The sequence below is a fragment of the Roseateles sp. P1_C6 genome, from assembly GCF_056406315.1.
Genome location: NZ_JBFUAK010000009.1, coordinates 1 through 15323 on the forward strand (window position 1 = coordinate 1; position 15323 = coordinate 15323).

Annotated in this window: 11 protein-coding genes; 3 read left to right on the forward strand and 8 right to left on the reverse strand. The window is 70.0% G+C overall.

Annotation, left to right across the window (positions count from 1 at the left end; genetic code table 11):
- The first annotated feature begins 313 nt into the window (after window positions 1-313).
- Window positions 314-2380: a hybrid sensor histidine kinase/response regulator gene (locus tag AC1D29_RS19705; protein ID WP_477900542.1), complete on the forward strand. Its 2067-nt coding sequence runs from the start codon at window positions 314-316 to the stop codon at window positions 2378-2380.
- A 6-nt stretch (window positions 2381-2386) separates the two neighbouring features.
- On the opposite strand, the gene AC1D29_RS19710 is transcribed toward AC1D29_RS19705, so the two are convergent.
- Window positions 2387-3259 (reverse strand): LysR family transcriptional regulator, encoded by an 873-nt coding sequence (locus AC1D29_RS19710; RefSeq protein ID WP_477901098.1) that lies wholly within the window; start codon window positions 3257-3259, stop codon window positions 2387-2389.
- A gap of 142 nt (window positions 3260-3401) precedes the next feature.
- On the opposite strand from AC1D29_RS19710, the gene AC1D29_RS19715 reads away from it, so the two are divergent.
- Window positions 3402-4580, forward strand: a complete 1179-nt coding sequence (locus AC1D29_RS19715) for an acyl-CoA dehydrogenase (RefSeq protein ID WP_477900544.1) — start codon at window positions 3402-3404, stop codon at window positions 4578-4580.
- Window positions 4581-4642: 62 nt separating this feature from the next.
- A complete protein-coding gene (locus AC1D29_RS19720) occupies window positions 4643-5104 on the forward strand; it encodes a YybH family protein (protein WP_477900546.1) in 462 nt (153 codons plus the stop codon).
- Between the two features lie 59 nt (window positions 5105-5163).
- Here AC1D29_RS19720 and AC1D29_RS19725 read toward each other — a convergent pair whose 3' ends face one another.
- The 7 genes from AC1D29_RS19725 to AC1D29_RS19755 form a co-directional block, all read right to left on the reverse strand.
- The gene (locus tag AC1D29_RS19725; protein ID WP_477900548.1) at window positions 5164-6909 is read right to left on the reverse strand and encodes a methyl-accepting chemotaxis protein; all 1746 of its coding nucleotides are present in this window, start codon (window positions 6907-6909) and stop codon (window positions 5164-5166) included.
- Window positions 6910-7104: 195 nt separating this feature from the next.
- Complete coding sequence (locus tag AC1D29_RS19730) at window positions 7105-7896, reverse strand: glutaminyl-peptide cyclotransferase (RefSeq protein ID WP_477900550.1); 792 nt, start codon at window positions 7894-7896, stop codon at window positions 7105-7107.
- A gap of 4 nt (window positions 7897-7900) precedes the next feature.
- Window positions 7901-8239, reverse strand: a complete 339-nt coding sequence (locus tag AC1D29_RS19735) for a low molecular weight protein tyrosine phosphatase family protein (RefSeq protein ID WP_477900552.1) — start codon at window positions 8237-8239, stop codon at window positions 7901-7903.
- Window positions 8236-9618 carry a TolC family protein gene (locus AC1D29_RS19740; RefSeq protein ID WP_477900554.1) on the reverse strand — a complete coding sequence of 461 codons (1383 nt, stop codon included), beginning with the start codon at window positions 9616-9618 and terminating at the stop codon, window positions 8236-8238. The genes AC1D29_RS19735 and AC1D29_RS19740 overlap by 4 nt, the downstream gene beginning before the upstream one ends.
- A gap of 5 nt (window positions 9619-9623) precedes the next feature.
- On the reverse strand, window positions 9624-11651 hold the full coding sequence (locus AC1D29_RS19745) for an ABC transporter permease (protein WP_477900556.1): 2028 nt from the start codon (window positions 11649-11651) through the stop codon (window positions 9624-9626).
- 83 nt (window positions 11652-11734) lie between these two features.
- Complete coding sequence (locus AC1D29_RS19750; protein ID WP_477900558.1) at window positions 11735-12883, reverse strand: efflux RND transporter periplasmic adaptor subunit; 1149 nt, start codon at window positions 12881-12883, stop codon at window positions 11735-11737.
- A 183-nt stretch (window positions 12884-13066) separates the two neighbouring features.
- Window positions 13067-14974 (reverse strand): glucokinase, encoded by a 1908-nt coding sequence (locus AC1D29_RS19755; protein WP_477900560.1) that lies wholly within the window; start codon window positions 14972-14974, stop codon window positions 13067-13069.
- Window positions 14975-15323 lie beyond the last annotated feature (349 nt).

The window sequence follows — 15323 nt, forward strand, 5'->3', positions numbered from 1 at the left end:
GGGGCAGGGGGCGGCGGTGCCGGCACGGGCGCAGGGGCGCCGCCGCCCGGCGCGGGGGCAGGGCCGGGTCCACCACCGCCGCCGCCGCAAGCCGCCAGGCCGACGGCCGTGGCCAGCAGCACGAGCCGGCCGGTGTTCTTGATGCTGTCGCTTCGCATGGGTCCATTGAAGCAAGCGCGCCCGCGGCGCCACGGCCTGCCGGACCGGGCAATTGCAATCAATGGTGACGGCAGCGGCGAGCGCCGACTCGACTGACAATCGGCCCACGCCGACACCCCGCAGGACGATGCAAGCCGCCCCATCGAGCTCCACCTTGACGCAGGACGCCGCCCCGGCATCGCTGGCCTTCCTGGCCGGCGGCGGCGAGATGGGTGCGCTGATGCGCGCGCATGACTGGGGTTCATCGCCCATCGGCCCGCCGCTGACCTGGCCGCAGCCGCTGCGCACCGTCGTGCGGCTGATGCTGAACACGGGGCATCCGATGTACATCTGGTGGGGCCCCGAGGGCGCCTGCCTGTACAACGACGCCTACCGAGAGTGCATCGGCCCGGAGCGCCACCCAGGCTCGCTGGGCCGGCCGGCGCGCGAGGTGTGGGAGGAGATCTGGCCCATCATCGGCTCGCAGATCCAGCAGGTGCGCGAAGGCCGCGGTGCGACGTGGAACGTGAACCAGCTGGTGCCCATCACGCGCCACGGCCGGCGCGAGGACGTGTACTGGACGTACAGCTACAGCCCCATCGACGACGAGCACAGCCCCAACGGCATCGGCGGCGTGCTGGTGGTGTGCACGGAGACGACGGAACAGGTGCTGGCGAACCAGCGCATGGCCGCGGAGCGCGACCAGCTGGGCCAGCTCTTCGAGCAGGCGCCCACCTTCATGGCGCTGCTCAGCGGCCCCAACCACCGCTTCGAGATCGCCAACCCCAGCTACCTGAGGCTGGTGGACCGCCAGGTCGTCGGCAAGACGCTGGCGGAGGCCATGCCGGACGCCGTGGAGCAGGGCTATGGCGCGCTGCTGGACCACGTCTACGCGACCGGCGAGGCCTACATCGCCAAGGGTGCGAAGTTCATGTCGCAAAGCCGCCCGGGCGAGCCTGCGGCCGAGCGCTTCGTGGACTTCGTCTACCAGCCGATCAAGGGCAAGGACGGCGGCGCGGTGGGCATCTTCGTGGAGGGTGCGGACGTCACCGACCGTGAACTGGCCGATGCCGCGCTGCGCGCGAACGAGGCCCGATACCGCGAGCTGTCGCTGGCGCTGGCGGAGTCCAACCGCACCAAAGACGAGTTTCTGGCGACGCTGGCGCACGAGTTGCGCAACCCGCTGGCGGCCATACGCAACGCGCTGGCACTGCAACGCCACGCGCGGCACGACGAGGCCATCGTGCAGTCCAGCCGCGACATCATCGAGCGGCAGATGGGCCAGATGGTGCGGCTCATCGACGACCTGCTGGACCTCTCCAGGCTGACGCGCGGCATCGTCGAGCTGCGACGCGAGCCGCTGTCGCTGATCAGCGTCGTGCGCCAGGCGGTGGAGACCAGCCGCCCGGTCGTGGAGCAGGCGGGGCAGCGGCTGACGGCGCACCTGCCCGGGCACGACTGCGTCGTGGCTGCGGACGAGACGCGGCTGATCCAGGTGCTGTCCAACCTGATCAACAACGCGTCGAAGTTCACGCCGCGCGGCGGCAACGTGGAGGTCGGCTTGCGGTGCGAGGCGGCGGTGGCGGTGCTGTCGGTGCGCGACGACGGCATCGGCATCCCGGCGGAGATGCTGGACCGCGTGTTCGACATGTTCACGCAGGTGCAGCGCTCCCATGCCCACGTGGGCGGCGGGCTGGGCATCGGCCTGACGCTGGTGCGGCAGCTGGTGGAGCGGCACGGCGGCAGCGTGGAGGCGCACAGCGCTGGCACGGGCCAGGGCAGCGAGTTCATCGTGCGCCTGCCGCTGGCCGAGCTGCCCGTGCCATCGCCCGCACCGGCCCAGGCGGCGCACGCCGGCTTCGCGGCCTTGGGCCTGCGCGTGGTGGTGGCCGACGACAACGCGGACGCCGCGGAGAGCCTGTCCATGCTGCTGGAACTGAGTGGCAACGACGTACGCACCGCCATGGACGGCCTGCAGGCCTGGGAGATCGCGCAGGCCTTCCAGCCGCACGCGATGCTGGTGGACATCGCCATGCCCGGCCTGGACGGCCATGCGCTGTGCCGCAAGGTGCGCGAGACGGCCTGGGGGCGCAGCGTGCTGATGATCGCCACCAGCGGCTGGGGCCAGCCGGGCGACCGGCGCCTGTCGACCGAGGCGGGCTTTGACCATCACCTGGTCAAGCCGGTGGACTACGACACGGTGGACGCCCTGCTGGCGGCGAAGGCCGGCGGCGGCGGTTGACGGGCGTCAGGCCGGCCGCAGCGCCAGGAACTGCTCGCGCAGCACCGGCGGCGCATCCCGGCGCCAGGCCGCGAACACGGCTGACGGCTCGATGGCCTCGGCCAGTGGCTTGAACACCGCCCCCTGGATGCCGGCGCGCTGGAACGCCGCCGGCACGATGCTCACGCCCATGCCTTGCGCCACCAGCGACACGACGGACAGCCAGTGCCGGCCCTCGTGCTGCAGCCGCGGGTAGAAGCCGTGCTGGCGGCAGATCTCGACGATGCGGGCGTGGTAGTCGGGCGAGCCCTTGCGGGAGAACAGGATGAAGGGCTGGTCGCTCAGCGAAGCAAGCGGGATCTCGGCCAGGCCGGCGCCGGGGTGGCTGGCAGGGATGCAGGCGAGGAAGGGTTCGCTGTAGAGCGGCCGGGCCGCCAGCGCGGGCGGCAGGCGGTCGGTGTGGACCAGGCCCAGGTCCAGCTCCTCGCCCAGCAACGCGTCGATCTGGTCCTGCGAGTTCAGCTCCACGACGACCACCTCCACCTTGGGATGGGCGGCCTGGAAGGCCTGCAGCCAGGCCGACAGGCCGTTGAACAGCGTCGAGCCGACAAAGCCCAGCCGCAGCCGGCCGACCTCGCCGGCCTGCACCTCGCGGGCCAGCGCGCAGGCGTCCTCGGCGCGGTCCAGCAGCACCTGCGCACTGCCGCGAAAGGCGTCCCCTGCGGGCGTCAGGCGCACCCCCTTGCTGTCGCGATCGAACAGCCGGGCGCCGACGCTGGCCTCCAGCTGCTGAATGGCCACCGACAGCGGCGGCTGCGAGATGGCCAGCCGCTGCGCGGCGCGGCCGTAGTGCAGCTCCTCGGCCAGCGCCAGGAAGTAGCGCAGGTGGCGGAACTCCAGTGAACGGGTGGCGGCAGTGTCGATAGGCATTGCGAATCGTCGAAGTCGTTTCTTGAATTGGACACGAATCGCAGCCAGAGGAATACTGGGCGCACTGCGCCCGGTTCATCGCCCGGCAAAACCAACACTCGAGGACACCACCATGGCCACCAAGGCAAGCTTTCACTGGGACGACCCGCTGCTGCTGAACGAGCAGCTGAGCGACGACGAGCGCATGGTGCGCGACGCGGCCGCGGCCTATTGCCAGGATCGCCTGAAGCCGCGCGTGCTGGAGGCGTTCCGCCACGAGAAGACCGACGCCGGCATCTTCCGCGAGATGGGCGAGCTGGGCCTGCTGGGCCCCACCATCCCGGCCGAGTACGGCGGCGCCGGCTTGAACTACGTGTCCTACGGGCTCATCGCCCGCGAGGTGGAGCGCGTGGACTCGGGCTACCGCTCGATGATGAGCGTGCAGTCGTCGCTGGTCATGGTGCCCATCAACGAGTTCGGCAACGAGGCGACCAAGCAGAAGTACCTGCCCAAGCTGGCCACGGGTGAGTGGATCGGCTGCTTCGGCCTGACCGAGCCCAACCACGGCTCCGACCCCGGCTCCATGCTCACGCGCGCCCGGGCCGTGGCCGGCGGCTACGAGCTGACCGGCAGCAAGATGTGGATCACCAACAGCCCCATCGCCGACGTCTTTGTCGTCTGGGCCAAGGACGACGGCGGCCAGATCCGCGGCTTCGTGCTGGAGAAGGGCGCCAAGGGCCTGAGCGCCCCGGCCATCCACGGCAAGGTGGGCCTGCGCGCGTCCATCACCGGCGAGATCGTCATGGACAAGGTGTTCGTGCCGGAGGAGAACGCCTTCCCTGACGTACGCGGCCTGAAGGGCCCGTTCACCTGCCTGAACAGCGCGCGCTACGGCATCGCCTGGGGTGCGCTCGGTGCGGCCGAAGACTGCTGGCACACGGCCCGCCAGTACGTGATGGACCGCACCCAGTTCGGCAAGCCGCTGGCGGCCAACCAGCTGATCCAGAAGAAGCTGGCCGACATGCAGACCGAGATCACGCTGGGCCTGCAGGGCTGCCTGCGCCTGGGCCGCATGAAGGACGAGGGCACGGCAGCCGTCGAGATCACGTCCATCATGAAGCGCAACAGCTGCGGCAAGAGCCTGGACATCGCCCGCATGGCGCGCGACATGCTGGGCGGCAACGGCATCTCCGACGAGTTCGGCATCGCCCGCCACCTGGTCAACCTGGAGGTGGTGAACACCTACGAGGGCACGCACGACATCCACGCGCTGATCCTGGGCCGCGCGCAGACGGGGATTGCCGCGTTCTGATGACTTGAGTCACGGCGGGTGGGGCGAGGCATGCTCCATGGATTCAACCCGAGGAGCCGCCGATGACCACCCGCCGCAACGCCTTGTTCGCCGCCGCTGCGCTGCCCGCGGCGGCGGGTACGGCCACTGCCGCCGCCTGGCCCAGTGCCGACGAGATCGCGAAGCGCGTCGCCGAGGTCACGGCCACCGAGACGGCATTCGCCAAGACGCTGGCCGACCGCGACGCGGCGGCCTTCCGGCGCTTCCTGGCGCCGGACACGATCTGGCTGAACGGCAAGACGCCGCTGAACGGGCCGGACGCGGTGGCCAGCACCTGGGCCAAGTTCTTCGAAGGCGCCAAGCCGCCGTTCTCCTGGGCGCCCGACCTCGTCATCGTGCTGCCCAGTGGGGACCTGGCGCAGAGCAGCGGGCCGGTCACCAGCCCCGACGGCAAGGTGTTCTCGCGCTTCCAGTCCGTGTGGCGGCGCAAGGCCGGCGGCGGCTGGGAGATCGTGTTCGACCAGGGCTCCGAGGTTTGCCGTTGACGCGCTGAAAGAAAAAGCCGGCCATGGGCCGGCTTTGCTGTGGTCGGGCAGACGCCTGCTCAGAACTCGGCCCACTCGTCGCTTTCCACCTTGGCCTCGCGGACCGCAGGCGCTGCGGGTTCGGGATGGCTCACGGGCGCCGCCGCTTGACGGGGTTGAGCAGCGGGCGCCGGGCGCGACGGCTTGGGTACGGTCGCAGGTCGAGTCACGGCCTTGCGCAGGGCCGGCGATGGGTCGGCGTCGCGCCCCAGCTTGAACACGGCGACGGCCTGAACCAGCTTGCGGGCCTGGCCTTCCAGGCTCTCCGCGGCTGCCGCGCTCTCCTCGACGAGGGCAGCGTTCTGTTGCGTGACCTGGTCCATCTGGCTGACGGCTTCGCCGACCTGATGGATACCGCTGCTCTGCTCGGTCGTGGCCGAGCTGATCTCGCCGACGATGTCGCTGACCCGCTTGATCGAGCCGACGATCTCATCCATGGTCTTGCCGGCCTGGTCCACCAGCGCGGTGCCTTGCTCCACCTGTTCGACATTGCGCGAGATCAGGCCCTTGATTTCCTTGGCCGCCTCTGCGCTGCGCTGCGCCAGGCTGCGCACTTCGCCTGCCACCACGGCGAAGCCCCGGCCTTGCTCGCCGGCGCGGGCCGCTTCGACGGCCGCATTCAGCGCCAGGATGTTGGTCTGGAAAGCAATGCCGTCGATCACGCCGATGATGTCGCCGATCTTGCGGCTGGAGTCGTTGATGCCTTCCATCGTCGACACCACCTGGCCGACGACCTGACCGCCCTTTGAGGCGATGCCGGCCGCGGCCTGGGCGAGTTGGTCGGCCTGCCGGGCGTTGTCGGCGTTGTTGCGCACGGTGCTGTTGAGCTCCTCCATCGTGGCCGCGGTTTCCTCCAGCGCGCTGGCCTGTTCCTCGGTACGGCTGGACAGGTCCTGGTTGCCCTGGGCGATCTGTGCCGACGCCGTGGCGACCGACTCGCTGCCCTGGCGGACATCGGCAACGGTCTCAGCCAGCGAGTGCTGCATGGCCCTCAACGCGGCGAACAAGGAGTGGGAGTCGCCTTCGCGAACGGCCAGCGGCTGGGAGAGATCACCCTGGGCGATGCGTTGCGCGGCTTCGCGGGCGTCGGACAGCTCACCACCCAGCTCGCCCAGCACCGAGCGCGTGATCATCCAGGTCATCGCGATCGCGAGGGCCAGCACGCCGAGGGCGACACCGACGGTGATGGTGATGGCAGCGCCGACCTGATCCTTGGCATCGCCGCCGCTTTTCTGCATCAGGTCCTGCTGGAAATCGACCATCTTCTCGATCGCCGCGAAGAACAGGTTCTGTTTGGTGCGGAGCTCGCCCAGGGTCAAGGCCCCGGCCTGCTCGGTCTGGCCGTCGCGCAACAGGCGCGCGGCCTCGTTGCGGGCCTTCCCGTACTCGGCGCGCGTCTCGACCATGCCTTTGAGCAACTCCTGGCCTTTGGGCGTGTTGATCATGCCTTCGAGCTTCTTCATCCGCTCGTTGTTCGCCACGACGTCCTTCTCCATGGTGGCGAGGAAGTCGTTGACGTCCGTGGGCTTGTTCTGGCCCGCCGCGATGATCGCGTTGCGCAGCATGCGAGCCTGCACGTTCACGCCGTCAAAGATGTCGCGTGAGATGTCGACCTTGGGGTAGCGGTCGTCGACGACCTGCACAACCAGGCTGCGGATGTCCCGCAGCAGCCACCACGAGGTCCCCGAGAAGAGCAGGATCAGCAGCGTGATGGCGCCAAAGCCGACGATGAGGCGTCGTGCGACCGACGCATGGCGTGAAAACATGATGGCGCTTGGGAGTTGGGTTGCTCGCGGACAGGCGCGGGCCTGTCGCGCAAACGATTCTCATTGGCCCTTCAACTCGAACGCCACCCCCTAACCGCATCGTGGGTTCGAGGACCGTGGATTACTTGGCCTCGGCGCGCGTCCTGCACGCCGGTTCACAGGGTCCGGTGGCCCGCAAGCCGCCTGGCCTGCCGCCTAGCGCGGTGCCGTGAGCTGGATCTCGAACAGCCGCGGCCACAGCTTGCCGGTGACGAACAGCCGCTTGCCTGCCGCGTCGTAGGCAATGCCGTTGAGCACGTCGTCCTGGCCGGTGCGCTGGTTGGGCGGCAACAGGCCGCCGAGGTCGATCCAGCCCAGCACGTTGCCCGTCTTGGGGTCGATGCGCGCGATGCGGTCGGTCTGCCAGATGTTGGCAAACACCTGGCCGTTGACCCATTCCAGCTCGTTGAGCTGATCGACGGGCCGCCCGCCCGCCGTCACGCGCACGCGGCGCAGTTCCTTGAAGCTCAGCGGGTCCAGGAAGCGCAGCTCGGCCGTGCCGTCGCTCATGACCAGCTCTTTGTCGTTGTGGGTGATGCCCCAACCCTCGCCGGCGTAGTTGAATTTGCGCCAGAGCTTGAAGGTCTTCAGGTCCAGCACGAAGGCGACGCCTTCCTGCCAGGTGAGGCCGATGATGCGGTCGCCCCACTGCGTGATGCCTTCGCCGAACACCTCCGGTGGCAGTTCCACGGCCTGCACGATGCGTCCGGTGGCGATGTCCACCTTGCGGATGCTGGAGCGCCCGCGCAGGCCGGTGCCTTCGAACAGGAAGCCATCGTGGAAGAACAGGCCTTGCGTGAAGGCGTCGGGGTCGTGCGGGTAGCTGTGGACGACCTTGAAGCCGTGGACGGGGATGGCAGCGGGCGCGGCCGAGGCCAGCGGGGCGGCCAGGGTGCCGGCCAGTGCGGCCAGCAGCGTGCGCCGCCGGGGGGCGAAGATCGAGTTCATGCCGTCAGCGTAAATCAAGCAGCGGCGGCACCACCGCTTGCAGCAGCTCGACCAGCTCCGAGTCCATGAGGCGGTAGTCGTCGGGGATGTCCAGCACGTGCATCGGCTTGCCCGCCAGCAGCTCGGCATGGTCCTGCATGAGCCGCGACCTGTGCTTGCCTTCCATGACGAGGATGACATCGGCCCAGACCAGATCGATGTGGCTCACCTGGCGACGCGCGCTGGCGCTGGTGCCCGCTGAGCGCACGGCGAGCGCGGGGTGGCGCCGAAACACCTGTTCCGCGGTAGGGCTGCGCCACTGGTTGCGGCTGCAGATGAACAGCACGTTCAGCTTGCTGCTCAAGCGCCACCCAGCGATTTGAACAGCGCCGCCTGCCGCAGCCACTGCGTCAGCCGCAGCCGGATGCGGGTCTGCTCGGCGTCCAGCACGGCGCTCTTCGTCTGCAGCCAGTCGGCACGCGCGATGGCACCGACCTCGTAGCGCAGCGCGGCCAGGCGTTCGTTCTCGGTGGCCTCGCGCAGCCGGCCCGCATTGGCCGCCAACTGCTGGGCCGCGCGCTCGGCCTCGATGCGCTGGGTCTCGATGTCGGCCAGCGCCTTTTGCAGCGTGTCGCGCAGCGTCAGCGCCGACGTGTCGAGTTCGCTGCGCGCGCCGTCGCGCTGCAGGTTCAGGCGCTGCCAGTCGATCATGGGCACGACCAGGTTGGCGGCGAACGAGGCCAGCGGCTGCGACAGCCAGTCGCTGGCGCGCGTGCCGCCGGTGCTGACCCCCGCGGAGAAGCTCAGCCGCGGGTAGCGGTCGGCCTCGCTGGCGCGCAGCCGGGCCAGCGCGTTGTCCACGCCCAGGCGGGCGCGCTGCACATCGGGCCGGCGGGCCAACTGGGCGGCGGGCTCGGCCAGGCGCCAGCGCGGCGGCTCGCCGCTGGGCAAGGCGGCCTGAGGCGTCGGGCCGGGCAGGGGTTCATCGAGCAACAGCGCCAGCACGTGGCGCTGCAGTTGCGCGTCGGCCGCGAGGTCGGCCAGGCGCGACTCGGCGGCCTGCACGGTGACGGCGATCTTGTCGACCTCGATGGGCAGCAGCTTGCCCTCGCGCACACGGCTGCGGGTCAGCGCCAGCGTCTCACGCGTCAGCGCAAGCTGGGTCTCGGCCAGCGGCTGCTGCTCGCGGATGGACGCCAACTGCCAATAGGCCTCGGCGACCTGGCTGCGGATGGACAGGCGCGCGGCGTCGATGTCCGTGCGCGCGGCCTCGGCCTGGGCGCGCTGGGCGGCCTCGGCGTGGGAGAGGCGGTTCCACAGGTCCAGCTCGTAGCCGGCGCTCAGCGACGCGCCGTAGCTGCGGCTCCAGCCGGTGGAAGTGGTCACGGGCACGGTGACGCCGCCGATGTCGACATTGCGCGTGGAGCTTTGCGTCTCCAGCGGCCGGCTGGCGTTGGCCGACCCGCCGGCGCTCAGCGACCAGCGCAGCGCGCTCTGGTCGGCCAGCAGCTGGGCCTGCTTCCAGCGCTGCGCGGCCAGCGCGATGTCGCGGTTGGCGTCCAGCGCGCGGGCCTGCAGCGCGGCCAGCGTGGGGTCCAGCAGGCCGGCCCAGTCGGGTGTGGCGTCGCCGCCGGTCAGCGCCCAGGCGGTGGGTGCGGCCACGTCGGGCGCGCGTGCTGCTGGGCCCAGCGCGCAGCCGGTGAGCAGCAGCGCGGCAAGGGCAATGCAGGTCAGTCTTTTCATGGTCTTCATTCCCGGGCAAGGGCATCGACGGGGCTCAGCGCTGCCGCCCGTCGCGCGGGCAGCGTGCCGAACACCAGGCCCACGCCGCTGGACACCGCAAAGGCCACGCCCAGCGCGGCCCAGCTGATGTCCATCTGCAGATGCTGCTGCGCCGCGTTGACACCTTGTGCCGCCAGCCAGCTCAGCAGCACGCCGACGAGCCCACCGAGGCAGCACAGCACGACGGCCTCGATGAGGAACTGCAGCCGCACGTCGCCCTGGCGCGCGCCGACCGCCATGCGGATGCCGATCTCGCGCGTGCGCTCCGACACCGACACCAGCATGATGTTCATGACGCCCACGCCGCCCACCAGCAGCGAGATGGCCGCCACGCCAGCGAACAGCGCCGCCATCGCGCTGGTCACGCTCTGGAACTTGCGGAACTCTTCCTCGCCGTTCCAGGTGCCGAAGTCTTCGCGGCCGTGCAGCGCCTTCAGGCGGTGAATGATCTGCTCGCGCACCTGCTGCGGCGGCACCGTCAGGTCCAGCAGCACGTCGAAGTTGTCGACATCGGCGCGCGCGTCCAGCTTGCGCGAGAAGGTGGTGTGCGGGATGTAGAGCTGGCCCAGCCAGCTGCCGAAGCTGAACGCGCCACCCTCGGGCGCGACGACGCCCACGACGGTGAAGGGCAGGGCGGCCGTGGGCGGCGGCGGCGCGCCGGGTGCGCCCGGCGCGGCTTGCGGCGCGTCGGCGGGGTTGCCGCCCATGGGGTTGACGAACACCAGCTGCCCCAGCGGCGACTCGCCCTTCTTGAACAGCGCGTCGCGCGATTTCTCGTCGATGACGATGACCTGGCTGCGCGTCTCGTAGTCCATCGCGCTCAGGTAGCGGCCTTGCACGAGCTTGAGCTTGCGCGCCTTCAGCGTTGCCGGGTCGCCGCCGATGGCCTCCAGCATCGCGTCGCGCGACTGGTGGCGCGCGGTCAGCTGCATCTGGCGGTTCAGCGTGATGCTCTTGACGCCGGCCAGCGCGCGCAGCGAGTCGATCTCGTGCGGCCGGAACGGCTGCGGCACGGCGCCCGGCGGCAGGCCCGGGTTGCCCCGCCAGACGGGGATGCGGCCCGAGATCAGGCTGCTGAGGTCGGTCTCGATGGACGCGCGCGCTGCGGTGGTCAGCGCCACGATGCTGACCACCGAGGCGATGCCGATGCTGATGCCCAGCATGGACAGCGCCGTGCGCAGCCGGTTGCCGCGCAGCGCCAGCACGGCGGTGGCGATGGCCTCGCGCCATTGCACCTGCAGCCGGCGCAGCCGGCCGCCTTCCTTGACCGGCGGCGCATCGCTGGGCAGTTCCGTGGGTGCGACGTGGCCGGCCGGCGTGCCGTTGTCGGCCACGACCTTGCCGTCCTTCAGCTCGATGACGCGGCGCGCATGCGCGGCCACGGCGGCGTCGTGCGTGACCAGGATGATGGTGTGGCCGCGCTGGTTCAGCTCCTCGAGCAGGCGCAGCATCTCCGCGCCGGAGGCCGAGTCCAGCGCGCCGGTGGGTTCGTCGGCCAGGATGATCTGGCCGCCGTTCATCAGCGCCCGCGCGATGGACACGCGCTGCTGCTGGCCGCCCGACAGCTCGTTGGGCCGGTGGTGCAGCCGCTCGCCCAGGCCCAGGCGCTGCAGCAGCGCCCGCGCCCGCTCGCCGCGCGGGCCGGTGCCGACGCCGGCATAGACGGCCGGCAACGCCGCGTTGGCGCGCGCGTCCAGGTGGGGCAGCAGGTGGTAGCGCTGGAAGATGAAGCCGAAGCGCTCGCGGCGCAGCGCGGCGAGTTCGTCGGGGCCCAGCTTGCCGGCATCCTTGCCGCCGATGAAGAACTGGCCGTGCGTGGGGTTGTCCAGGCAGCCCAGCACGTTCATCAGCGTGCTCTTGCCCGAGCCCGACTGACCCATGATGGCGACGAACTCACCGGCCTCGATGGCCAGGCTGACGCCGTCCAGCGCGGGCACGTCGATCTCGCCCAGCTGGTAGTGCCGGGCGACGTCCTTCAGCTCGATGAGAGCCATGTCAGCGGCGCCCGGCCGCCCGAAGGCGCTGGCACGCCCCCGCGGGGGGCAGCGAGTGAAACGAGCGTGGGGGCATGCTCATCTCAGCTGCTGGCTGCGCTGGCCGCGGACGCCGCCGCATCCGCCGCGCTCGGCGGCGCCAGCAGCACCTTCTCGCCGGCCTTCAGGCCGTCGATGACCTGCACCTTCGCGCCGTCCTGCAACCCGACCTTGACCTGCCTGGGCGTCTGCTTGTTGGCCGCGTCCAGCACCTGCACCGTGAAGCGACCGTCCTTGCCGCGTTCGCCCAGGGCGACGATCGGCATGGTCAGCGCCTGCTTGACGGTGCCGGTCTCGATGTCCACCTGCACCGTCATGTCGCTGAACAGCGAGCGGTCGCGGTTGTCCACCTCGAACAGCACGTTGTAGAAGACCGCGTTGCCGGCGCGCTCCGGCACGGGCTGGATGACGCGCACCTTGCCCTCGTAGCGCTTGCCTTCGCCCGACAGCGTCGAGAAGCGCGCCGTCTGGCCGACCTTGATGGCCTGGATGTCGGCCTCGGGCACCTTGGTGCGCACGGTGATGGTGTCCAGGTCGGCCAGCGTCAGGATGACCGGCGTGATCTGCACCGAGATGACCGTCTGGCCCACCTGCACGGGGAGGTTGACGACCGTGCCGTCCATGGGCGCGGTGATGCGGGTGTAGGAGAGGCTGACCTTCTTCTTGTCCAGCTCGGCCTGCAGCCGCGCCAGCGTGGCCGCCTGGCCGCGGATGTCGGCTTCCAGCTTGGCCAGGTCGGTCTCGGCCTTCTCGGCCTCGTTGGCCGCCGTGGCCTGGCCGGCCAGCATGCGCTGCTGGCGCTTGAGTTCGCGGCGCGCGGCCTCGATGTCGATGCGCAAGCGGTCCAGCGCCGCGCTGGCCTGGGCGACGGACGCCTCGGCCTGGGCCACGTCGCTGCGGGCCAGCTCCGGGTCCAGGCTGACGAGCAGCTCGCCCTTCCTGACCTGCTGGCCCAGCTCGACGTGCAGCGTCTGGATCTGGCCGCTGACCTGGGCGCCGACGTCGACGCGGGTCTTGGCCTGCAGCACGCCGGCCGCTTGCACGGTCTGGGTCACGTCGGCCAGCGCCACGACGCCGCTGGGCGGGGGAGGGGGCGGTGGCGGGCGGTGGGTGAACCACCAGGCGGCGCCGGCAGCGGCAAGCACGGCGATCACGATCAGGCGCGTGCGCCAGCGTTTCAGAAAAGCTTTCATGTCCCTCCCAGGACTTCGGGGTCTTCGCCCCGCTTGCTGACGTCAGCGTGTTGGGTCGATGTCGGATCCAGCGTAGCAGGCGGACGGTAGCCCGCCGTGCGGCAGCGACTCATCGTCGTGAGTGAAGTTCGCCTTGGCGAAAGTCACGTCAAGGTGTGGGGGTCAAGGCTTGCCCGTACGTGCTCAGCGGCTGTGCGACGTCAGGCGCGCCAGCGGCGACGCGAGGCTGACGCCGGGCGCCGCCGTGCTGGCACCGCGCACGGGCTTGGTCTCGTCGTCCTCGGTGCCCGCCGACAGCGCGGCGATGCTGTCCGGGTTGCGGCGCATGGCCACGCCCACGGCCAGGATGTCGATGAACAGCAGGTGCAGGATGCGGCTGACCATGGGCAGGTGCGTCGCGATGTCCTCGATGTGGTCAACGATCAGCGTCGCGTCGGCCTTTTTGGCCAGCGGACTCTGGCTGGCCGTGATGGCCACCACCTTGGCGCCGCGCTCCTGCGCCTTCTCGACGACCGACAGCAGCTCCGGCAGGCGGCCGCCGCTGCTGATGACGACGGCCACATCGCCCTCGCGCAGCACGTCGGCGGCGAGCAGCTGCAGGCGCGGGTCGGTGTAGGCGCCGCAGGGCATGCCGAAGCGCAGGAACTTGAACTGCGCGTCCTGCGCGACGACGCCGTAATGGCCCAGCGCAAAGAACTCGATGCGGCCGGCGGCCAGCAGCATCTCGATGGCGCGGTCGATGGTGTCGCGGTTCAGGTGGCTGCGCACCTGCAGGATGGCGCTGGCGGTGTTGCCCAGCACCTTGGCACCCAGCTCCAGCATGGAGTCGTTGGTGTTGACCTGCGTGTGCGTGACCGGCACCGTGCCCGTCAGGCCGGAGGCCAGGCGCAGCTTGAAGTCCGACAGGCCCTCGCAGCCGAGCGAGCGGCAGAAGCGGATGACGGTGGGCTGGCTGACGCCGGCGGCGCGGGCGATCTCGGCGATGGGGTCGTTCAGCACCGAGCGCGGTTGCGCCAGCACCAAGTCGGCCACGCGCAGTTCGGCCGGCGAGAGTTCGCTGCGTGCGCGGCGGATCTGGCCCAGGATGGCCGAGCCGGGCGAGGCCTGCAGGTTGCGCAGTTGGTTCTCGAGGATGGCCGACGCGCCCTTGAACGTGGCGTGCTCGGCGGTGATGACGAAGGTGGGGATGGCCGACACGTAGTCGTGAAAGCGGCCCTTGTCCTCGAAGCGGGCGCGGAAGGGGCTGCGGTCGAAGTACTCGCCCAGCCTCGGCACGATGCCGCCGCCGATGTAGATGCCGCCCAGCGAACCCAGCGTGACGGCCAGGTTGGCGGCTGCGGTGCCGAGCAGGCCACAGAAGACTTCCAGCGTCTCCAGGCACAGCGCGTCGCCGTCCTCCAACGCGCGCTGCGTGATGGCGGGCGCCTGCAGCGGCGCGGCGTCCACGCCGTTGCGGTCGGCCAGCGCGCGGTAGATCAGCTCCAGGCCAGGGCCGGAGATCAGGCGCTCGTAGGAAACGTGGTCCAGTGTCTTCCACGCGAACTTCAGCAGATCCATCTCGCGCGGGTCGCGCGGCCCGAAGTTGACGTGGCCGCCTTCAGTGCCCAGCGCGATCCAGCCTTCGCCGGCCGGGATCAGCCCCGACACGCCCAGGCCCGTGCCCGCGCCCAGCAGGCCGATGACGCTGGGCCGGCGGGCCTGGCCGCCGCCGACCTGGCGCACGTCCACCTCCGCCAGCCGAGGCAAGGCCATGGCCAGTGCGGTGAAGTCGTTGACGACCACCAGCGTATCCAGCGAAAGGCGCTGGCGCATCTCGTCGATGGAGAACTGCCAGTGGTAGTTGGTCATGCGCACCTCGTCGCCCTCGACGGGGTTGGCGATGGCGATGGCCGCGTGTGCAATCTGCTGCGGGCCGCCTTCGGCCCAGCTCAGGCCTTGCAGATAGGCGCGCACGGCGGCATGGAAATCAGCGTGGTCGGCGCAGCGCAGCGAGGCCATCTGCGTGAATTCGCCGGGGCCGGTTTCCAGCGCAAAGCGGGCATAAGTGCCCCCAATATCAGCAAGCAGGCGGGGGCTGTCGAAACGGGGCATGGGCTGGCGCTGGCAGAAACTGCGGATGAATGACCGGCGGATTATTCAGTACACGCGCGCCGGGGCTGAAAGCCAGCCCGACGCACCGGGCGTCGATAGTGGTTGTAGCTTCACTACAGCGCTGCAGCAATCGAGTTTCCCCAGGGCGGACGGGGAGTTAGGAAAACTCGAAAGCGTTTTTGGGTCGATGGGAGTCGCGTACGGGTGAGCGTGTATTGTCGGAATGATGTAGTTTTGCTACCGTCCGCCGCGACCGCAATTTCACCTTTTTCGACCCTGTGTTTGCCAAAGCCCGACTCCTGAATATCCGCCGCCGTTCGGCACGTTCGTCCCTTTCGTCAGGAGCCCT